This is a genomic window from Actinosynnema sp. ALI-1.44 (genome assembly GCF_001984155.1).
Classification (GTDB): Bacteria; Actinomycetota; Actinomycetes; order Mycobacteriales; family Pseudonocardiaceae; genus Kibdelosporangium.
This window is the reverse complement of record NZ_MTQO01000040.1, coordinates 236,518-257,006: the sequence shown is the minus strand read 5'-3', so window position 1 is coordinate 257,006 and position 20,489 is coordinate 236,518. Positions and strand designations below refer to the sequence as shown.

Below are 20,489 nucleotides of genomic sequence, written 5' to 3'. Positions count from 1 at the left end.
GACCAGAGTGGACAACACCGGGTTGTTCGACGCCGCGGTCGCGACCGGGTCCTTCGCCATTCCTTCGAAGCTGCCCGGCCCGTCCTTCGGCACCGCACCGCACGCCGAACCGAACTGGGCGGACATGGCCGAACTGGGCGGCGCCTGGGAGGGCTGATTGCCGGGGGAAGCGGTGTCGCTGGATCCGCAGGCGGCCATCGTCATCAGGGCGAAGCCACCGATGACGGCCGCGGCTGCACGTGGCAAACGCATGATGTGATCTCCTTGGGATTTTCGAAGCTCTGTCAGGTATTCGGCGGCACGGCCGGGACGGATTGGCGAAAGGAGAGATTTTCTTTCCATCACCCGATCGTGGAAAGCGCGGCGTCAGTTCTGGACGGTGAACGTCGTGGAGTGCCAACCGGTGGCGCCGTCCGGAATGGGCGCGACGCGCTGGTCAGTCTGGGTGTACCCGGCCTTGTCCGTCGCACGGCATTCCACGGTGTGCACACCCGGCCCGAGTTCGATATCCACCTGCCACATCCGCCACGTGCTGGTGTTCACCTCGGTCGCCAGCCGTGCTGTCACCCATTGGCCCTGGTCGGCGCGGACCTCGACCTTCGCGATGCCCCGAGGTTGTGCCCACGCGATACCTGCGATGGTGATCTTCCCCGGTTTGACCGTCGACAGCCCCGCCGGGACGTCGATCCGCGACTGCGTCTTGATCGGCGCCTTCTGCCCCCAGGCACGGTTGAGCCAGTAGGACTTCTTGTCGGCGAACTTGTTGAACTCCATGTCCACCACCCACTTGGTGGCCGACACGAACCCGTACAGCCCGGGAACGACCATCCGTGCGGGAAATCCGTGCTCGGCGGGTAGCGGTTCGCCGTTCATCCCGATCGCCAGCAACCCGCGGTCCAACACGTCGGCGACCGGCGTACCGCACGTCCACCCGTCCACGCTGGTCGAGAACAGCTGCTCGGCACCCGGTTTCACGCCCGCTTCGGCCAGCACTTCGCGCAGCGGCACACCGATGAAGTTCGACGTCGACACGTACGGACCGCCGACCTCATTGGACACGCACGTCATCGTGATCGTCTTTTCGACAAGGCGCATCCGCCGGATGTCCTCGAACCGCAGTGTCACTTCCTTGTCCACCGCGCCGTGGATTCGCAGGACGTAGTCCTCCGCGCGCAGCCGGGGCACGTTGAGCAGCGTGTCGATCCGGTAGAAGTCCCGGTTGGACGTGATGAACCTCGGCGTGCCCAGCTGGGGGAAGTCGGCGCCCGCGGGGATCGCGGGCGCGCGGGTGGCTGGGACGAGATCGCCGACCGCCGACCGGGAACCCTCGACATCCACACCGTCGGCCAACAGCTGCCCGCCGACTCCGGCCACACCCACACCGACCGCCACACCGGCGCTGGTGTACATGAACTGCCGTCGGTTGATACCCGGGCCGACCTCCCCGGCCGGACGGGACGCGACGGCGTGCAGCCAGAGGAAAACACCTGCTCCAACCACCAAACTGACGATGGGAGCGAGCACGTCGACCGTGTCGGTGTCCGGCCGTGTGAGCACGGCCGCGATACCCAGGACACCCAGGGCGATCGCGAGCAGGACACCAGGCAACGGGCGACGCCGGGAGACAAACCCGGCAGCCGCGCCGAACAGCACCAACACGACCGCCATTCCACCCAGCAGAACCAGCTTGTCGTTGGTCCCGAAGTTGCGGACCGCGAAGTCCTTCAGCGGTGCCGGGGTCAGGTCGATCGCCGTGTTGCCGACCGCGTAGAACGGCGACGCGTTCGGGTTCAGCAGGCCCGCGACCAGGTGCCCCGCGGCCAACGCGGCGAGGACCGCGAGCAAACCCACCAGGATCGCCTTGTGAACGGGGAGTTTCCCCCGGCTGGGAGTGGTCGCGTGGTCGTGGTCCATGCTATCCATTCGGCGCCGGACCGTGCCCGGATGGTGATCGGGCGGAACTTTCTCCAAGATCCTTTCCGGACGGACTGTGACTCGCGCGGGCAGACGACCGGTGACTGCGTCCGAAACGGGTCCGAATGGTCGATTGTTCACCCGTTCGGTCCGCTGTTAGATTCCGGCTGACGTGGGCGCAGGGGGTGTCGCGGGCATGGCGGACAGCGAGGATCGTTTCGCGCACAAGCGGAAGATCCTGATACTCGGGCTGGAGAACTTCGTCGACGAGGAGCACCGCGTCCGGATCTGGGAGCTCGGTGAACGCGTCGAGGCAGTTGTCCAGGCGGCGGGCATTGCCGTCATTCGTGACAACGACTTCTGGTCTGACGCCGGTGCACGTGTCTCGACGAACATCTTCAAGGGCAAACCCGGGGTCTACATCAGTTGGCGCTCATCGGAAGCGATGGTCGAAAAGATCGAGGAACCGGTGTTGGCCCGCGATGCGACCCATCCGGATATCGCCCGCCTCCACAAGGTCTCCCTCGCGATGGAGCGTGCGCTGGTCCGGATCGTCCACGCTTCCGGATTCGCCACCCACCGCTTCTCGAACGACGACGGGACGCATACCAAGGTCCTCGATGTCGAAGCGGGTGACCGGGGCGACGGCCGTGTCCTTCCCCTCTCCCTCGATCTGGAACTCATGGAGTTCACCGAACTCGTGGCACTGGTCAACGGGCTGGCCATCGCGGAACTGGCCGGTCTCGACCCCGAACAGCTGGCTGAAGAGCCGTGGGACCTGCTGCGCGAGCACTTCCACGCGGAGCTTGTCCGCACTTGCCGGACGTTGACCGACCAGGATTGGCAGCACTGCGCGGAACTGTCCGGCAAGGTGGTCCATCTCGCGCGGACCTACGGCGGGGAATCCGAGGACGCCACGGACTACGAGATATTCGCCCACCTCCTGCTGAGAGTCGGAACGCGACCGGAGTTCCCGCTGACCGACCCCGCGCGGTTGCTGCGTGCCTTCCTCGACGAACTCCCCTACCCGATCGAGGAAGCCGGACGACGAACGGACAGGCTGTACGACGACCTGCACGATCCGATGGGAAACCTGGCCTGGGCCCGGCGCGTGGAGCACCTCTTCCCCTCGTCGGCGGATCTGGACGAATACCGGGAGTGGCAACGGCTCTGGAACAGGGCGCTGGACGACAGACCCAAATGGATCCGGCAGATGGATCTCTCACGCCAGGGAAGGCTGCCGCCGCCATGACAACCGACGACGAAGGCCGACTGCGGGAACTCGCTGAACGAGTCACGGCAGCGGTGTACGAAGTGGGGCTTCCGGTGATGTCGCCGGTCGGCGACGCTGTGGCCGACGAAGGCGCGGTCGCCGTCGACGTGCGAGATTCCGGAGTCCATCTGTCCTGGCATCATCCCGTGAGCGACGACGTTCGACGCGACGACGAGGTCCGGGCGGCGATGCGACAGGCCCTCAGTCGGATCGTCCGCGAATTCGGGTTCACCGCCGACCCGCACGCCGACGGAGTCGAAGTCCGCGACCCCGCCTGAAGTCATCTGGCCACCAGGCCGTGTTCGTACGCGTAGATCACGATGTGCACTCGGGTGCGGAGGTCGAGTTTGCTCAGGATGCGGGCGACGTGGGTCTTCACCGTCCCCTCTCCGATGGACAAGGCGTGGGCTATCTCGGCGTTGGTGAGGCCGTACGCGACCTGCCGCAGCACTTCGTTCTCCCGCTCTGTCAGGCTGTCCTGTTCGGCGGGTGCGGGGTGGGGTGAGAGCTCGGCGAACCGGCCGATGAGGCGTCCGGTCACCTGCGGGTCGATCAGGCCGTGGCCTCTGTGGACGGCACGGACCGCGTCGATCAGCAGGGCGGGATCGCTGTCCTTGAGCAGGAAGCCCGCTGCTCCCGCGCGCAGTGCGCCGAACAGGTAGTCGTCCAGGTCGAATGTGGTCAGTGTCAGCACGCGCGATACGCCCGCCAGTGCCCTGATGGCGGTTATCCCGTCCAGGTACGGCATTCTGATGTCCATCACCACGACGTCCGGGCGGTGGTCGAGTGCCTGGGTCACGGCTTGTGCGCCGTTCGACGCCTCGGCGACGACGGCGATGTCCGGCTCCGCGGCCAGGATCGTGTGCAGGGCCTCGCGGACTTCGGACTGGTCGTCGGCGACCAGCACCCTGATCATCGTCGCACCGGCAGGCTCGCTTCGACCTTCCAGCCGCCGCCCGTCGGTCCTATGTGGATATTCCCGCCGAGGAGGTCCACCCGCTCGCGGATGCCGCGGATGCCGTTGCCTTCGACGAAGGAGGCCGCGGTTCCGTTGTCGGCCACCGAGACGGTCAGGGTTTCGCGCTCCTGTCGCAGTCGTACGTCGATCCGGGTCGCGTCGGAGTGGCGGACCGCGTTGGTCAACGCTTCCTGCACGATCCGGTACGCCGCCTGCCCGACCGCGGGCGGCAGCCCCGCGGTCGAACCCGACGTGGTGATCCGCCGGTCCGGCCCGGCGAGGCGCTCCGCCAGGTCCGGGATGTCCATTCGGACGTCTCGCACGAAGTCCCGCACCTCGCTCAGCGCTGTGGCGGACAGCTCCGTGATCGTCGACAGCGCACGTGCGGCCGTCGCCGGGACGCGCTGGGCCGCGGCGGCCTGCATCTTGATCGCCGTCAGGTGGTGCCCGACGCTGTCGTGCACGTCCCTGGCCAGTTGGGCGCGGTGTTCGGCGATGCGCAGCCTGGCCAGCTCCCGTTGCAGGCGGACGCCGTAGCCGACCGCGATGGGCGCCACACCCATGATCACCACATCGGTGGCCGGGATGACACCGGTCGGCGATCCGGCCAGCAGACCGAACACGAACGTCCACGTCAGCGAGGCGACCGCCACGGGTGTCAGCCGGGGCCGGTGGTAGGCGGCGAGGCAGAACCCCGCCGCCGCCACCAGCCTGCCCGGCCAGTGGATGTCGTACCCGGTGCCAGCCGTCGCCACGATCGCGGACAGGATCGCCATGGTCAGCGGCAACCTGCGCACGAACAGCAACGGCAGGCAGACCCCCACGCTCAGCAGCAGCACGTACACCCCGTCAGTGTTCCGGACAGGAGGTTCCCTCTGGGGGCAGTTCGCCAGTGGTCAGGTACTTGTGCACGTGGCCGCGCACGCACGGGTTACCGGTCAGGTAGACGGCGTGACGAGCCGGAACCTGCAGGTAGCGAGAGCCTTTCAGCTGGGCGGCGACGCGGCGGCCGTCCGCTGGAGGCGTGACCGCGTCGTAGTCGCCGTTCACCACGAGCGCCGGGATGCGGGCGTGGACCGGGTGTTGCGGGAAGGTCTTGGTCGACGGCAGTCCGGCGCAGTGGTTGGCCATCGGCCACACCTGACGCCAGCCGATCCGCGGCGCCACCTCGCGCATCCGTGCCTCCAGTGCCTTCACCGCGCGGTAGTCCGCCGGATACGGGAAATCGGCGCAGAACATGATCCGCGACAGATCCGGGTCGCGGGCGCCCACGTCGACGGTGAACCTGGTTGCGTCCCCGGCGCGGGCCTGCTTCAACGACTCGGCCAGGCCCGGCCACTGCGACCGGTAGGCGACGAACGACCGGGCGACGATCCTCGTCGCGCTCACCGAACCGCCGGACGCCGTCGGGATGGGCGCGAGCGCGATCACCTCGTCCCAGACCTTGAGGACGTCCCGGCCGTGCAGCGCGCATTTCGGGTCCGTGGCGCACCACTCGGCGAACAGCCGCAGGTTGCGCTCGTCGGTCTCGGCCCTGGGGGTCAGCCAGTCGCGGGTCGACGGGGTGGTGTGGTCGATCACGCTGTCGAGGTACATCCGACCGACCCGGTGCGGGAAGAACTCAGCGTAGGCCTGGGCGAACATCGTCCCGTACGAGTTGCCGTAGTAATTCAGCCGCGGCTCGCCGATCGCGGATCTCACCGCGTCCATGTCCCTCGCGACCTGCCACGAGTTCAGGGTGCCCGCGAGCGCACCTGCGGCTGCCGTGCAGCTCGTGCCGAACTCGTGATTGGCTTGGACATAGCGGTCAAATCGCTCTTTGGTCGCGAAGACGTACTCGGCTTCCTGGGGCGAAGGGGTGGGGCAGGTGACCGGGTTGCTCCGGCCGAAGCCGCGCGGGTCGAACGTGACCACGTCGAACCACTGGGTCAGCTCACCCAGCTGTGTTTTGACGTGTGGCAGCCAGGCGATCTGCTCACCCGGCCCCCCGAGGTTGACCACCAGCGAGTCCCGGCGGGTCGCCGGGTCGCGGGCGGGCAGTTTGGCCAGGCCCAGGGTGATTTTTCCGCCCGACGGCCGGGCCCAGTCCACCGGAACGGCCACCTGCGCGCACTGCAGGCCGTCACCGCAGTCCTGCCACAGCTGGGCGTCCGTCCCAGTGGCGTCCGGCCCCGGGGTGTGGCCGGTCAGGCTCAGCACCGCGGCGATAATCGGTTTCCACATGCCGCCGACGCTATGAGCGCCGGTTGACCAGGCGCGTCTGCCGCAGGACAGATCTTTCAGAGGGGGTTAGGGTCGCGCGTGTGACGTTCTCAACCGATTTGCCCATTTGCCGCACCTGCGGCCTGCAGTACGCCGCACCTCGTCCCGATTGCCCGGTCTGCGAGGACGAACGGCAGTACGTCGCACGTCACGGCCAGGGCTGGACGACGCTGGCCGAGTTGTGGGAGTCGGGCCGCACAGCGAAGTACGTGGCGGAGGGCCCGGACATCCTCGGGATCGGCTGCGATCCCGGATTCGCCATCGGCCAGCGGGCCCTGCTGATCAAGCGGCCGAGCGGCAACTTCCTCTGGGACTGCGTGACGTACATCGACGACGCCATGGTCGAGCAGGTCCGCTCGCACGGCGACATCACCGCGATCTCGATCAGCCACCCGCACTACTACAGCACGATGGTCGACTGGGCGCACGCCCTCGACGTGCCGGTCTACCTGCACGAGAACGACCGCCAGTGGGTGCCGCGGCCGGACGACTCGATCGTGTTCTGGGACGGTGAAAGCAAGGACCTCGGCAACGGGCTGACGCTGCTCAACCTGGGCGTGCACTTCGCCGGTGGCACAGTCCTGCACGACCGAGATTCGCGCAGCCTGTTCACCGGCGACATCCTGCAGGTGACCCCCGGCCGAAACTGGGTCAGTTTCATGTACAGCTACCCGAACTACATCCCCGAGCGGCCCAGCGTGGTCCGTCGAGCGCTGGAGTTGCTGGAGCCGTACGACTACGACTCGATCTACGGCGCCTGGTGGGATTTCGTCGTGCGGTCGGACGCCAAGTCCGTGGTGGCCAAGTCGGCCGAGCGGTATCTGCGCTACGCCGAAGACCGGGTCTGAGACAGCGGACCCTGCAAGTACATGCAGGGTCCCCCCTCACTATCCACACGCTCGGCGAGACCGATGTCGCGTGCTCGGACGAACGCCCCGTCAGCCGCCGGTCGGCCAGCATGGCGCGCACGTGCTCGTAGCGAGCGACGAACCAGGTCCCGTGGTCGAGTACGGGCCCGTCATGCCGGAGCAACTCCGCCACGGTCCCGTCGAGATCAGCGGCCAGCCGGTCGTGGACTGTCATACGGGCGACAGTGATGGCCTAGTCCGTCTTCGTCCGTGCCCAATCGTGCCGCCGATGGCCGGATCCGCGACGCCCGTCTACCACCAGGCCTACGACGGCACGACTCTGCGGCCGAACTTCTTCCGCGACTGAGGTGGGCCGTTCGTCAACCGAGGTGGTTGGCGGCGATGGTCCTGGCGACGGTTTCCAGCAGTGCTCCGGCGTTGGCCATGCTGACTCGCGGATCCGGTTCCAGGTCGGTCAGGGCGTACGCCGCCTCGAAACCGGCCGCGCTCACTTGGGCTGGTGTGAGCAGGCACCGCCCCGCCACCGCCACGACCGGTATCCCGGCGCGCACGGCCCGGGCGGCGACTCCGGCCGGGGCTTTGCCGCTCAGGGTCTGCTCGTCCAGCGAGCCCTCGCCGGTGATCACCAACTCCGCGCCGGCCAGCAGGCTGTCGAAGCCGATCAGGTCGAGCACCAGATCGATCCCCGGCCTGAACTGTCCATTCAGGACTGACAAGGTGGCGTAGCCGACACCGCCCGCGGCACCCGCACCGGGCGAGTCGGCCACGTCGACACCCGTCGCGGCCCTGACCGCCGTGTGCCAGGTGGCCAGTCCCGCTTCCAGATCCTCGACGTCCTGGGCGTTCGCGCCCTTCTGCGGGCCGAAGATCGCGGCGGCCCCGCGTGGGCCGAGCAGCGGGTTGTCCACGTCGCTGGCAACGAGGATCTCCGTGTCCTTCAGCCCTGGGTGCAGGGTGGTCAGATCGACGTCGGTGAGCGTGCGCAGCGCTGTGCCACCGCGTTCTGTCACACCGTGCAGCTTGCCGCCGAGGGCTTCGACCAGGCCTGCACCGCCGTCCGTGCACGCGCTGCCACCCAGTCCGATGATGATCTTCTTGTGGCCCGCGCCCAGCGCCGCGGCGATCACCTGGCCTGTTCCGTAGCTCGTCGCCGTGCGCGGGGCGAGTTCGTCGATTCGGTTCAGGCCCGAGATGTCGGCCATCTCCACGACCGCGACCTCGTCACGTTCGGCGTACGCCGACTCGACCACACGGCCGATCGGATCCGCCGCCATCACGGGCACACGGCGGAAACCGGCCGACACCGCCGCGTCCAGCGTGCCGTCGCCGCCGTCCGCCACCGGCAGGATCACCGACCGATCACGCCCCAGCACCGCGGCCAGGTGATCGGCCACCTGGGCCGCCGTCAGCGAACCCTTGAACTTGTCCGGCGCGATCAGGATCGTCATCGTGCCTGTCCCGAGAGCTGTTCGACCAACAGCAGCAGCGCCGAATGGTCGAGACTTCCGTGCCCCTGCTGGCGCAACGCCCCCATCAACTGGGCGACGGCCGCGCCCAACGGGATCGCCACGCCCGCCTCGCGCGCCGCCGACGTCACTATGCCCAGATCCTTGTGGTGCAGGTCGACGCGGAACCCCGGCTGGAACTCCCTGGCCAGCATCCCGTCCGCCTTCCGATCGAGGATCCGGTTCCCGGCCAGTCCCCCGGCGAGGACGCGGACGGCGGCCTCGGTGTCGACGCCGTGCGCCTCCAGGAACACGATCGACTCGGCCACCAACTCGATGGTGCCCGCCACGATGAGCTGGTTGGCAGCCTTCACCGTCTGGCCCGATCCGGATGGGCCGACGTGCACCACTGTGCTGCCCACCACGTCGAGAACCGGTTTCGCGGCTTCGAAATCCTCGGCCGCCCCGCCGACCATGATGGACAGCGTGCCTTCGACCGCGCCTGCCTCACCACCGGAGACCGGTGCGTCGACGGCACGAATCCCCTTGTCGGCAGCCGCCTTCGCCAGCCGCACGCTGACGTCCGGCCGGATCGTGCTGCTGTCGATCCAGACGCTGCCGGGCTTGGCGTGCGCGATGATGCCGTCCTCACCCGACGCGACGGCTTCCACGTCGGGCGAGTCCGGCAGCACGGTGAGGACCACGTCGGCCTGGGACACGGCTCGGCCGACCGAGTCGGACCGGCGGACACCGATCACCTCGTATCCGGCCCTGCCCAGGTTCGCGGCCATCGGGCCGCCCATGATCCCCAGCCCGATCACGGCAACTGCCGTCATGTCCTGAACTCCTTCACGTGAATCCTCATCGCATGACCTCACGGATCAGCTCGATCGGGTGCCACGCGTCGCGGTTCGCGCCGTGGAAGATCTGCTGGCGGCAGGAAACACCGGTTGCCGCGACCACCGTGTCCTCCCCTTCCGCTGCCAGCGCGGGGAACAGCCGGTCGGATCCGACGGCCATCGACGTGTCGTAGTGCTCGGCCTCGAAGCCGAACGACCCCGCCATCCCGCAGCAGCCCGCGTCCAACTCGACGATCCGCGCGCCAGGGATCCGGCGCAGCAGCGCCATGGTCGCCGCCGTGCCGACCTCGGCTTTCTGGTGGCAGTGCCCGTGGTAGACGACCTTGCGACCGGCCAGCCACGAATCCTCGCGCAGGTTGAGTTTTCCCGCGTCGATGGCCTCGGTCAGCAGTTCCTCCACCTGTTTGACGCGGTCGGCGACGCTCTGCGCCCGCGCGTCCCCCGGCATCATGGCCAGGGTTTCGTCCTTCAACGTGAACAGGCAGGACGGTTCACAGCCGACGATCGGGGTGTCCCCGTCGGCCAGCGACGCGATCAGCTTGCCCGCCTTGGCTTTCGCGTCGTCGATCAGGCCCTTGGAGAAGCTCGACCGGCCGCAGCAGCCGCCGGTGGCCAGCTCGACCGCGAAGCCCGCGCGTTCGAGCAGTTCGATCGCGGCCTGGCCGATGTGCGGCTCGGTGTAGGTGGTGAACGAGTCGGCGAGGAACGTCACCTGCGCCGGGCCGGTCGGGCGGCGTTCGCGGTTCCAGCGAACGAGGTTGCGGCGCCGGAACACCGGCAGCGGCCGTTCGGCGGCGATCCCGGCGGTTCGTTGCATGATCCGGCGCAGGAACTTGATCCGACCGGGCACGTTGGACAGCGGTGCGGTGGCCGAGCCGAGGCGGTTGAGCGCACGGATCGACCCGAAGATCCGGGACCGCAGCGGGATCCCGTGCCGGTCGTGGTGGTGTGACAGCGTTTCGGCCTTGAGTGTGGCCATGTCGACGCTCATCGGGCACTCGCTCTTGCACGCCTTGCACATCAGGCACAGGTCGAGGATCTCGTGCAGCCGCTCGTCGCCCAGCGCGGCCTTCGGGTCCGGTTCGGACAGTGCTTTGACCAACGCGTTGGCCCGGCCGCGGGTGGCGTGTTCCTCTTGTTTGGTCGCGATGTAGGACGGGCACATCGCGCCGGTGGTGCTCTTGCGGCACAGGCCGATGTTCATGCACCGGTCGGCCGCGTCGCGCATCCCGCCGACCACTTCGAACTTCAGCCTGGTCTCGAACGGTTTCGCCGGGGCGAGCGCGGAATCCCTGAGGTTGTCGGTCATCGGCGGTGCGTCGACGATCTTGCCGGGGTTCAGCACGTTCCCCGGGTCGAACAAGTGCTTGACCGAGCGCATCGCCTCGTAGAGCTCGTCGCCGAAGATCTCGCGGTTGAACTCGCTGCGGGCCAGCCCGTCGCCGTGCTCGCTGGAGTTCACGCCGCCGTACTCGGCGACCAGGTTCTTGATCTGCTCGGCGACCGCGCGCATCTTGTTCACTTCGGACGGGACTGCCAGGTCGACGAACGGCCGGATGTGCAGGCAGCCGACCGAGCAGTGCCCGTAGAAACCGGCCGTGAGCTCGTGGGAATCCAGGATTTCCTTGAACCTGGTCGTGTACTCCGCCAGATGCGCGGGGTCGACGGCGGTGTCCTCGATGAACGCCAACGGGCGCTTGGTGCCCTCGCTCGCGGCCATCAGCAGGCCGAGGCTGGACTTGCGCACCTTCAGCAGGGCGGTCTGCTGTTGCGGTGTCACGGCGCGCAAAGTGTGGTAGCCGTGGGAGTTCCGTTCCCACAGGTCCGTGAGCTGGTCGAGCTTGGCGATCAACTCGTCCTCGTCGTCGCCGCTGAACGACACGAACAGCAACGCGTCCGGGTCGCCGTGCAGGATGTCGCCCAGCCCGGCGTACTCGATCTTCTGCCGGGACAGGTCGAGTATCGTCCGGTCCATCAGCTCGACCTGGGCGGGTTCGCACGACAACGCGTCCGTCGTCGCGGCGATCGCCCCGGCGGTCGTGGTGAAGTGGCCGACCGCGTAGACCGTCCGGCGCGGCTTTCCCACCAGGTCGACCTCGGCGTGCGTGACGACGACCAACGTCCCCTCCGAGCCGACCACGAACTTGGCCAGGTCGAACTCCTCGGCCAGCCGGTCCAGCCGATAGCCGCAGGCCCGGCGCCAGAACTTCGGGAAGCCGGTGGCGATGGCGTCGGCGTTCTCCCGCACCAGCCCCGGAAGCTGCCGGTAGAGCTGCCCTTCCAAAGTGGACGCTCGAGCCCGCCGAGAACGCTCGTTCTCGTCCACCGGTTCGAGCCGGGCCGTCGACCCGTCGGACAGCACGACCTCCAGCGCGCGGACGTGATCGATGGTCATCCCGTAGGTCAGCGAACCGCTGCCCGCGGAGTTGTTGCCGATCATGCCGCCGATGGTGGCCCGGTTGCTGGTGGACGTGTCCGGGCCGAACATCAGCCCGTGCGGGGCCGCCGCCTGGTTGAGCTGGTCCTGGACCACGCCCGCTTCCACCCTGGCGGTCCGCGCCACGGGATCGAGGTCCAGGATGCGGTTCATGTACTGGGAGAAATCCAGCACCAGGCCGGGGCCGACGGTCTGACCGGCGAGGCTGGTGCCCGCCCCGCGCGGCACGACCGGGACGCTCGCCACCGCGGCCGCGCGAACGGCCACGACGACGTCTTCGGTGGTACGCGGGAAAACCACGCCCACCGGCATGATCGAGTACATGCTCGCGTCACGGGAGAAGAGGTGGCGGGTGTAGTCGTCGAACCGCGCGTCGCCCTCGATCTTCCCCTCGAGGAGCGCGGCCAGGTCGGGAACGAGCGCGGTCATGGCGCGACCTGGAGGTGCTCCAGCGCGACCGTGATGCCCGCCGGGTCGATCGGCACCCCGGCCAGCGTCAGGCCCATCTGCACCCCGGCGAGCGTGCCCGCCAGGGTGAGGTCGTTGAAGTCGCCGAGGTGGCCGATCCGGAAGATCCGGCCGGCGAGCTTGCCGAGCCCGGCACCCAACGACATGTCGTAGCGGTCCAGGATGATCGCCCTGACCTTGTCGGCGTCGACGTCCTCCGGTACCAGGACGGCGGTCAGCGAACCGGAGTACTCGCGCTCGTCGGCGCACAGCACTTCCAGTCCCCACCCGTTCACCGCGGCGCGGGTGGCTTCCGCGTGCCGGGCGTGCCGGGCGAAGACGTTGTCCAGACCCTCCTCGTCCAGCAGGCGGAGCGCTTCTTTCAGGCCGTACAACAGGTTCGTCGCCGGGGTGTACGGGAAGACGCCGCGTTCGTTGGCCGCCAACATCGGCCGCCAGTCCCAGAAGGACTTGGCCAGCTTCGCGGTCTTCGACGCTTCGAGCGCCTTGTCGCTGATCGCGTTGAAGCTCAGGCCGGGCGGGAGCATCAGGCCCTTCTGCGAACCGGCGACGGTGACGTCGACGCCCCATTCGTCGTGCCGGTAGTCGATCGACCCCAGCGAGGAGATGGTGTCGACGAGCAGCAGCGCCGGGTGCCCTGCGGAGTCGATGGCGGCGCGGACGTCGGCGATCCTGCTGGCGACACCGGTCGACGTCTCGTTGTGCACGACGCACACCGCTTCGATGGTGTGCTCGGTGTCGTTCGCCAGCTTCTCGGCGACGACCTCGGGGTTCACGCCGTGCCGCCAGTCGCCGGGCACGAAGTCGACGACCAGGCCGATGCCGGTGGCCATCTCCTGCCAGAGGGTGGCGAAGTGGCCGGTCTCGAAACAGAGCACCCGGTCACCTGGGCTGAGGGTGTTGACCAGCGCGGCTTCCCACGCGCCCGTACCGGACGCCGGGTAGATCACGACTGGGCCGGTGGTGCCGAAGACGGGCTTCAGCGCGGCCAGGACGTGCGTGCCCAACTGGGCGAACTCCGGGCCGCGGTGGTCGATCGTCGGCGCGGACATGGCTCGGAGCACTGAGTCGGGCACGTTGGTCGGTCCTGGAATCTGCAGGAAGTGACGGCCGCTCATAGTGGTATCCCTAATTTCGCACAATGAAAGCTAGTTACCGCTATGCGAACTTTAACGTCTTCACAATCTCGTCGTCGAGCACTGTTGACGACAAGTGTGACCGAGCACATACTTCTTCTAGGTGGAAGTTGACTTCCACACTCCGGAATTGAACTACTGGCTGCAGTCGGTCGACTTCAGGACAAACGGGACTACGTGTCCTCCGGGCTGATGCGGTGGGATTTCAGCATGGTGGCACTCGCGCCGGTGGCCACCTGGCTGATGTTCCTCGCGCACGGCTGGCTGTAGATGATCCGTCCAACGGGTCCGCGAAAACTGGACGGTACGTCCACTGTGCCATCGCGCGGGCGGCCTGGAAAGGTTCGCCGGAACAGCCGGACCGCGCATGGCAGGTGACACCTTGTCCGACAAACCCCCGCTCACCGAGGTCGAGAGCCACGGTATCGAACGGATTCCGGACGCCGACCGGACCGCGACCCCGTTCGACCTGTTCCGGCTGGCGTTCGGCGGCGCGAACACGTTCTCCACGTGCGTCCTCGGCGCGTTCCCGATCCTGTTCGGGCTGTCGTTCTGGCAGGGGCTGGCCGCCACGCTGCTCGGCGTGCTCGCCGGGGCGCTCATCCTCTGCCCGATGGCGTTGTTCGGGCCGATCAACGGCACGAACAACGCGGTGTCGTCCTCCGCACACCTCGGTGTGCACGGTCGCGTCGTCGGTTCTTTCCTGTCCCTGCTCACCGCGGTGGCGTTCTTCTCACTCGCGGTGTGGAGTTCCGGCGACGCGCTCATCGGCGGTGCGCACCGGCTGTTCGGCCTGGAACGGTCCACGTTCTCCTTCGCCGTCGCGTACGCGTTGTTCGCCTGCCTTGTGCTTGTGGTGTGCGTTTATGGCTTCCGTTTCATGTTGTTCGTGAACAAGGTCGCGGTCACGTCGGCGACAGCGCTTTTCCTGGTCGGGATTGTCGCCTTCGCCGGCGATTTCGACCCGTCGTACGCGGGCGCGTTCACGACCGACACGACCTTGTTCTGGCCGTCGTTCATCGGGTCGGCGTTGATCGTGCTGGCCAACCCGGTGTCGTTCGGCGCCTTCCTCGGCGACTGGTCGCGCTACATCCCCGCACACGCCCCACGCCGCCGTGTCATGGGCGCCGCTTTCCTCTCGCAGGTCGCCACGCTGGTTCCGTTCCTGTTCGGCCTCGCGACGGCGAGCATCATCGCCACGAAAGCACCGGCCTACGTGGACCCGGCGGCGCCGGACTTCGTCGGTGGCCTGCTGGCGATCGCGCCGCAGTGGTTCTTCCTGCCGATGTGCCTGCTGGCCCTGATCGGCGGGATGTCCACCGGCACGACCGCGCTGTACGGCACCGGTCTCGACTTCTCATCGGTGTTCCCGCGCCTGTCGCGGGTTCAGGCGACGGTGTTCATCGGTGTGCTGTCGATCGTGTTCATCTTCCTCGGCCGGTTCGGGTTCGACCTGGTCAAGAGCATCTCGACGTTCGCGACCATGATCATCACCTGCACGACGCCGTGGATGGTCGTGATGATGCTCGGCCTGTTCACCCGGCGCGGCTGGTACGACCCGGAAGCGCTGCAGGTGTTCAACCGGCGCCAACGCGGCGGCCGGTACTGGTTCGCGCACGGCTGGAACTGGCGTGGCATGACCGCCTGGTGGGTTGCCGCCGTCGTGGGGGTGCTGTTCACCAACATCCCCGGTCAGTTCGTCGGGCCGCTCGGCGACCTCGCCGGTGGCGTGGACATCAGCCTGCCGCTGTCGATCGCCGTCGCCGCGGTGCTCTTCCTGTCGCTGCTGTTCGCTTTCCCGGAGCCACGGGCGGTGTACGGGCCGGACGGGCCGCGTCTGGTGCCTGTCGCGGACGTCGCCGTCCCGGCGATCACGTCCTGACGATGTCCCTGGTGGCCAGTGGTTCGTAGTACTCGGTGAACAGCTTGCCGACCAGTTCGCCCCGGCTGGAGACGCCGACCTTCTCGAAGATCGCCTTGATGTGGTCGCGGACCGTGTGCGGCGACAGGACCAGCCGCTCGGCGATCTCGCCCGTGGCCAGACCGCGTGACACGCACTGGGTGATCTCCAGCTCACGGTCGGACAGCCCGTAGGCATCGATGATCAACGGGACGATCTCGGACACCTGCGCGGGCTCGATGACCACGGCGGTGGACGTGACCAGCCCATCCGCCGCGCGCAGGCAGGACGCGTGGCACACCAGCCAGCGGCCGGCCTGGGTGCGCATCCGGATCCTGGCCGAACCGCGCGCGTGCTCCTGCACGATCGCGCGCGCCTGGATCACCGTGCTCTCGAGCCAGGCGGGCACCCGCACGCCGAGCGCGGTGCGGATGGCCGGGCCTTCGGGTAGTTCGGCCAGCAGGTCGACGGCCTCGTCGTTGGCCGAGACCAGGTGGTTGGCCGAGTCGAAGATCAGCAGGCCCGGCCCGGCCGAGCCGGGCGCCACCGCGACGGGACGCGCGAACGAGCGCAAACGTTTGGCCAGCGGGACGAGCATGCTCTCGACGACGGCGCTGTCCCGCTGGTCGAAGGCGGGTTTGCCCTGTGCGCGGAAAAGGCTCATGTGCCCACGTGGACGACCGCCGACGCGCATGACCGCGCGCAGCTCGTCGGCCAGGCCGCGTGGCCGCAGGTAGTCGCGGTAGAGCTTGCTGCGCCGAGGCAGATCACCCGTCGCGGCGCGCAGGCTGGCCACCGGTGACTTCGACCTGGCCAGGTCGCGGAACAGGTTGACATCCTCGGCGAACAGCTCGCAGTCCCAGTAGACCGCGCAGCCGTCGTCGTCGAGGTTCTCGGTCCGGATGGGCGAGGTCATCAAGCCCGTGTCCGGGTCGGTCGTGCGCCAGACGGCCGCGTCGAACGGCACCAGTTTCCGCAGCCGCGCGGACGCCTCGGTGAACATCGCCAGCGCGTCCGGGGCACGTACCGCCTGGTCGACCAGATTCCCCATACCTCCACTTTGCGCGTTCCCGCGCCGCGATGCCATCCCGCGTTTGAGGGGGGTACCCGGGCGCCAGGTCCCCATTCCGGCGGGATGGGCCCGGCCGTGGCCGCTGACAAGGCTTCCCAGCATGACAACGACATCCGTACGGGCGGAACCGGGAGCACGGTCGACCGGGCTACGACTCGGCGCTCTGTTCGGCCCGGCTGTGTTCGGAGTGACAGCAGCGGGCGTCGCACTACCTGACGTGGCGCGTGACTTGCAGGTCACACCGGCGGCGGTGGCGTGGGTGCTCACGGCCCACGCGGTGGCTCTCGGCGTCGGCACGGCCTTGTTCGGCAGGCTCGCGGACGCGTTGGGTGTGCGGGCCGCACTGCTGAGCGGGGCGGTGGTCATCGTCGTGGGCGCGGTCGTCTGTGTCGCGTCGCCGAACCTCGCTGTCCTGGTGGCCGGGCGGTTCCTGCTCGCCGCCGGGTCCGGCGCGATGACTTCCGGTGCTCTGACTCTGGTGGCCGCGGGCGATCCGGGCAAGCGCGCCACGCTCCTCGGCGGTTTCGGGGCGACCATGGCTGTGTTCTCGGCGAGCGCCACGTTGCTGGGCGGCGTCGTCACGCAGTGGCTGACCTGGCGGTTGACGGTCGTGCTGCCGGTGCTGTCGGTGCTGGCGATCCCGTTCTGCCTGGGACTGTCCAACCGGCCTGGCTCACGGCGACCGGTGGACGTGACCGGCGCCGCGGTGTTGACGCTCACGGTGACGTCGTTGACCTTGTTGATCCAGTCGCCGTCGTTGTCGCTGCCCACCGGCCTCACCGTCGCCGTGGGCGCGGTGATGCTTGCCGGAGCAGCGGTGCTGGCGTTCAGGGTTCGTTCGTTGCCCACAGGTTTCCTGCCGAGGTCATTGGTCACCGACCGGACCTACTTGCTTGCCGCAGCAGTGGGAATCGGGGTGTACGGCGGGTTGTTCGCGTCCATGTGGGCGGTCCCGCAGATCCTTGCCAAGCACTACGGCTGGTCGGTGCTGCTGATCGGGTTGGCGCTGCTGCCAGGGGCGTTCGTCGGTGCCGTGTTGTCCAGGTTGGCGGGTAAGGGTGGCACGAAGCTCTTGGCGGTGGTGGCTGCCGCGTCGGCTCTTTGCCTTGCCGCGGCCGGGTTCCTGGGCGGCTCATGGGTGTTGCTCGTCACGGGAGCCTCACTGGGGTTCGCCGCGTTCGCCGTGACGCAGGTGGTGACAACCGGTGTGATGTCCGTCCACATCCCGCCGGATCGACGCGGTGGCGCGCTCGGCATCCTGAACATGAGCTTCTTCGTCGGTGGCGGGATCGGCGCGGCCGTTGCCGGTGCGTTGTCCAAGGTGATGCCGGTGACCGGCGCGCTCGCTGTGGTTGCCGTGCTGCCGTTGGTATCCGCGCTTCTCGCACGCTTCCTCCGCCGATGAGCACGTTCCGCGACGGGGCGATATCGTGCACCATCGGAAAAACACCGGCAGAGAGTTGAGTCGTCTGTGCGTTGTGCCTGGCTGGGGGCCACGGTCATCGCGGTATGCGCGCTGTCCGCCTGCGGCAACCCGCAGGCCGACCCTCAGGACGGCATGAGACTGGAGATATCGGCGGCGACGCCACCGGCGCCGCCCAAACCCGTCGCACCAGCGGAAACGAACACCACGCGCGACCGGCTGCACCGGCTCGTGCTGGACCTGACCCTGTTGACGAACGGACCGTGTCCACCCCAGGACTGCACGAACCGGGCCAGGATGATCCTGGAACGGGCCACCGAGGTCAAGCAGGTCATCACCGAGAGCGCCGACCGGGAACGGTTCCGGCCCGCGGTGGACATCGTCGACAAACTGGCCGGCGTGACGGCCGACAGTGTCGACGATCCCGCTGTACAGCGGCAGATCGTCGAGGTCGGCGTGGAGTTGACCCGCTGGCTGAACCGCAACCGGTGAAGCGGGAGCCTGGCAAGGGGGTCCTGGCTCCCGCTTCACCCAAGCCCTACTGGCGGGGAAAGGTGATGTAGGGCTTGCCTTCGTTGACGGAGGTGGATCCGCGACTCAGGTCGTGTGCCTCCGCCCGGTGCGGGATCGCCGCACTCGGGCCGATCACAGGAACCCCGTTCGCCCGACGCGGTGAGCAGACTATCACCGGCAGCAAGCCCGTCGACCCGTCGTCACTGCCGATCTGCCCGGTGTCAGGCGTCTTTCTGAGTGATGTTCGCGTACAGCTTGTCCATGTACGCGCTGAACGACGCGCTGTCGCTCAGGTGTTCGGCGCGCCACCGGCCCAACTCGGTCTCGGTGACCGCCTCGCCGGTGATCCGGCGCAGCGTGTCCAGCAGGAACCGGTCGTCCTGGTTCGCCTCGAACAACACCTTGTCGCTGGATATCTCGAACCGGCGCATCAGGTCCATCCGGAATGTGGAGTACACAAAGGACTCACGGCCGAACCGGTACGACTCCGGCATCTCCATCTGCGCGGAGTGCGGACTGTGGTACCAGGAGACGTACACCGCCTTGTCCAGCATGACGTAGCGGTAGACCGCGGTGTCGTCGTTGAAGAGGATCTCGATCGGGCAGATCTGCCTGCACTCGAACAGCGCGACCAGGTTGACGATCAGCTCGTTGCGCAGGTCCTCCTGGATCTTGTCGACCGACAGGCCCTCCGGCTTGGCCCACGACCGCCGGTCGTACGCCCTGCGCCGGATCGCACGCACGTTGCCGGGGCCGATCATCGCGATCCGGACCTGTTGCGGGTGGTGGCGCGCGGCCAGCAGCCGTGCCGCGACATACCGCGCACTGGGTCCATAGAAGGCGAAGAAGTTCGTCTCCTCCAAGTCGTGCGTGACGTCACGGTTGTACTCGTCGCCGTAGGTGTCGCTCGGGTTGAGCGCCTCGTACTTCTTCAACGGGATGAACAACCGGTTGGTGGCGGTCATGTTCTCCGCGACCCGGTCGGCCAGCTCGCTGAAACCGTCCCTGATCGTGTCGTGCACGCTGCGTTCCTGCACCCAGTTGGCCAGCGCGACGAACATCAGCGCGAACACCACGCTGGCGATCAGGTTCAGCCCGATCGCCGACAGGATCTCCCTGGTGTCGAGCTGGTCGTCCTGCGCGGCGAACAGGACGCCGAGCGTCAGCGCGACACTGCAGGCGGTACCGAAGGAATACCAGACGAAAGTACGGCTCAGCCCGCGCGCCTTCGACTTCGACCTGTCACGTGTCATGACCACCACCACTGAATTCGTCCACCAAGGTCAACGCCAGCCGGACGGCTTCGCTGAGGCTCGACGCGATCGGCACGGCGAGGTCTTCGGCGCGGGCGACGCTCAACAACGCCGCGTCACCGGGGTGGTACAGCACGCCCTTCGCACCACACGCCCGCGCCGCGACCATGTCGTCGGTGTTGTCCCCGACCACGAGCACCTGGTCCGGACTGAGACCCAGGCGCTCGATATGGCCGCGCAGGTGCGGTTCCTTGCCGTGCGGGCTGCCGTCGGGTGTTCCGTCCAATCGGGACAACAACGACCGGATGGGGCTGAGCTGAGCCATGGCCACGAGCAGGTCGTGCGGGTACATCGACAGCAGCGACTGGGTCCGCCCGGTCTCGTACCACATGGTCAACGCGTTCAGCGTGTCCGCGTGCAAGGTCGCCGCGGCGACCCGCCGTGCGTACGAGACCTGGAACTGTTCGTCCAAAAGGGTTTGCTCGGCCCCGGTCAGCGAACGGCCTGCCAGGTTCTCGTAGAAGTCCGTGATGGGTCTGGTGAAGTGGTCACGGAAGCGTTCCGGTGTCACCTCGGGCAGTCCGGCCACGGCGAACGCGTCGGCCGTCGCCAGCACCATCGCGGGCCCGTCGTCGAACAGGGTGCCGTTCCAGTCCCACACGATGTGTTCTATCACAGGAGTTCTCAGCCTTCCGGACACGCGGTT

Annotated in this window: 18 protein-coding genes and 1 pseudogene; 7 read left to right on the top strand and 12 right to left on the bottom strand. The window is 67.8% G+C overall.

Features of this window, described 5'->3' with window-relative positions:
• Together ALI144C_RS56690 and ALI144C_RS15185 are read right to left on the bottom strand one after the other, a co-directional pair.
• Window positions 1-252 (bottom strand): annotated as a pseudogene (locus ALI144C_RS56690) (fasciclin domain-containing protein); the annotation flags it as partial.
• A gap of 114 nt (window positions 253-366) precedes the next feature.
• Window positions 367-1,923, bottom strand: a complete 1,557-nt coding sequence (locus ALI144C_RS15185) for a molybdopterin-dependent oxidoreductase (protein ID WP_083753039.1) — start codon at window positions 1,921-1,923, stop codon at window positions 367-369.
• A gap of 187 nt (window positions 1,924-2,110) precedes the next feature.
• Here ALI144C_RS15185 and ALI144C_RS15180 point away from each other — a divergent pair, with 187 nt between their 5' ends.
• Both ALI144C_RS15180 and ALI144C_RS15175 read left to right on the top strand, forming a co-directional pair.
• Entirely contained in the window at window positions 2,111-3,166 is a 1,056-nt protein-coding gene (locus tag ALI144C_RS15180; RefSeq protein ID WP_076987725.1) for a hypothetical protein, read from the top strand.
• Complete coding sequence (locus tag ALI144C_RS15175) at window positions 3,163-3,465, top strand: hypothetical protein (RefSeq protein WP_076987724.1); 303 nt, start codon at window positions 3,163-3,165, stop codon at window positions 3,463-3,465. The genes ALI144C_RS15180 and ALI144C_RS15175 overlap by 4 nt, the downstream gene beginning before the upstream one ends.
• A gap of 2 nt (window positions 3,466-3,467) precedes the next feature.
• Here the strand turns inward: ALI144C_RS15175 and ALI144C_RS15170 are convergent, their stop codons facing one another.
• Genes ALI144C_RS15170 through ALI144C_RS15160 form a run of 3 tightly spaced genes read right to left on the bottom strand, consistent with a single transcriptional unit; the run spans window position 3,468 to window position 6,368 of the window.
• Complete coding sequence (locus tag ALI144C_RS15170; RefSeq protein ID WP_076987723.1) at window positions 3,468-4,103, bottom strand: response regulator; 636 nt, start codon at window positions 4,101-4,103, stop codon at window positions 3,468-3,470.
• Complete coding sequence (locus ALI144C_RS15165; RefSeq protein WP_076987722.1) at window positions 4,100-4,990, bottom strand: sensor histidine kinase; 891 nt, start codon at window positions 4,988-4,990, stop codon at window positions 4,100-4,102. Before ALI144C_RS15165 ends, ALI144C_RS15170 begins: the two co-directional genes overlap by 4 nt.
• A gap of 4 nt (window positions 4,991-4,994) precedes the next feature.
• On the bottom strand, window positions 4,995-6,368 hold the full coding sequence (locus ALI144C_RS15160; RefSeq protein ID WP_076987721.1) for an alpha/beta fold hydrolase: 1,374 nt from the start codon (window positions 6,366-6,368) through the stop codon (window positions 4,995-4,997).
• A gap of 80 nt (window positions 6,369-6,448) precedes the next feature.
• On the opposite strand from ALI144C_RS15160, the gene ALI144C_RS15155 reads away from it, so the two are divergent.
• Together ALI144C_RS15155 and ALI144C_RS15150 are read left to right on the top strand one after the other, a co-directional pair.
• Window positions 6,449-7,255 carry an MBL fold metallo-hydrolase gene (locus ALI144C_RS15155; RefSeq protein ID WP_076987720.1) on the top strand — a complete coding sequence of 269 codons (807 nt, stop codon included), beginning with the start codon at window positions 6,449-6,451 and terminating at the stop codon, window positions 7,253-7,255.
• A 70-nt stretch (window positions 7,256-7,325) separates the two neighbouring features.
• On the top strand, window positions 7,326-7,622 hold the full coding sequence (locus ALI144C_RS15150; protein WP_143230657.1) for a nitric oxide synthase oxygenase: 297 nt from the start codon (window positions 7,326-7,328) through the stop codon (window positions 7,620-7,622).
• A 13-nt stretch (window positions 7,623-7,635) separates the two neighbouring features.
• Here the strand turns inward: ALI144C_RS15150 and ALI144C_RS15145 are convergent, their stop codons facing one another.
• Genes ALI144C_RS15145 through ALI144C_RS15130 form a run of 4 tightly spaced genes read right to left on the bottom strand, consistent with a single transcriptional unit; the run spans window position 7,636 to window position 13,604 of the window.
• The gene (locus tag ALI144C_RS15145) at window positions 7,636-8,724 is read right to left on the bottom strand and encodes a glycerate kinase (RefSeq protein WP_076987718.1); all 1,089 of its coding nucleotides are present in this window, start codon (window positions 8,722-8,724) and stop codon (window positions 7,636-7,638) included.
• Window positions 8,721-9,557, bottom strand: a complete 837-nt coding sequence (locus tag ALI144C_RS15140) for an NAD(P)-dependent oxidoreductase (protein WP_076987717.1) — start codon at window positions 9,555-9,557, stop codon at window positions 8,721-8,723. Before ALI144C_RS15140 ends, ALI144C_RS15145 begins: the two co-directional genes overlap by 4 nt.
• A gap of 25 nt (window positions 9,558-9,582) precedes the next feature.
• Window positions 9,583-12,447, bottom strand: a complete 2,865-nt coding sequence (locus tag ALI144C_RS15135) for an FAD-binding and (Fe-S)-binding domain-containing protein (protein ID WP_076987716.1) — start codon at window positions 12,445-12,447, stop codon at window positions 9,583-9,585.
• A complete protein-coding gene (locus ALI144C_RS15130) occupies window positions 12,444-13,604 on the bottom strand; it encodes a pyridoxal-phosphate-dependent aminotransferase family protein (RefSeq protein WP_076987715.1) in 1,161 nt (386 codons plus the stop codon). Before ALI144C_RS15130 ends, ALI144C_RS15135 begins: the two co-directional genes overlap by 4 nt.
• A gap of 385 nt (window positions 13,605-13,989) precedes the next feature.
• On the opposite strand from ALI144C_RS15130, the gene ALI144C_RS15125 reads away from it, so the two are divergent.
• Complete coding sequence (locus ALI144C_RS15125) at window positions 13,990-15,504, top strand: purine-cytosine permease family protein (RefSeq protein ID WP_076987714.1); 1,515 nt, start codon at window positions 13,990-13,992, stop codon at window positions 15,502-15,504.
• Here the strand turns inward: ALI144C_RS15125 and ALI144C_RS15120 are convergent.
• A complete protein-coding gene (locus tag ALI144C_RS15120) occupies window positions 15,494-16,573 on the bottom strand; it encodes a helix-turn-helix domain-containing protein (protein WP_202818947.1) in 1,080 nt (359 codons plus the stop codon). The two genes, ALI144C_RS15125 and ALI144C_RS15120, sit on opposite strands and share 11 nt — an antisense overlap.
• A 121-nt stretch (window positions 16,574-16,694) precedes the next feature.
• Between ALI144C_RS15120 and ALI144C_RS15115 the strand changes: the two genes are divergently transcribed.
• Window positions 16,695-17,999: an MFS transporter gene (locus ALI144C_RS15115; protein WP_076987712.1), complete on the top strand. Its 1,305-nt coding sequence runs from the start codon at window positions 16,695-16,697 to the stop codon at window positions 17,997-17,999.
• 153 nt (window positions 18,000-18,152) lie between these two features.
• Entirely contained in the window at window positions 18,153-18,509 is a 357-nt protein-coding gene (locus ALI144C_RS15110) for a hypothetical protein (RefSeq protein ID WP_168211259.1), read from the top strand.
• Between the two features lie 242 nt (window positions 18,510-18,751).
• Here the strand turns inward: ALI144C_RS15110 and ALI144C_RS15105 are convergent, their stop codons facing one another.
• Window positions 18,752-19,783, bottom strand: a complete 1,032-nt coding sequence (locus ALI144C_RS15105) for a hypothetical protein (protein WP_143230656.1) — start codon at window positions 19,781-19,783, stop codon at window positions 18,752-18,754.
• The gene (locus tag ALI144C_RS53160) at window positions 19,773-20,459 is read right to left on the bottom strand and encodes an HAD family hydrolase (RefSeq protein WP_168211258.1); all 687 of its coding nucleotides are present in this window, start codon (window positions 20,457-20,459) and stop codon (window positions 19,773-19,775) included. Before ALI144C_RS53160 ends, ALI144C_RS15105 begins: the two co-directional genes overlap by 11 nt.
• Window positions 20,460-20,489: the final 30 nt, after the last annotated feature.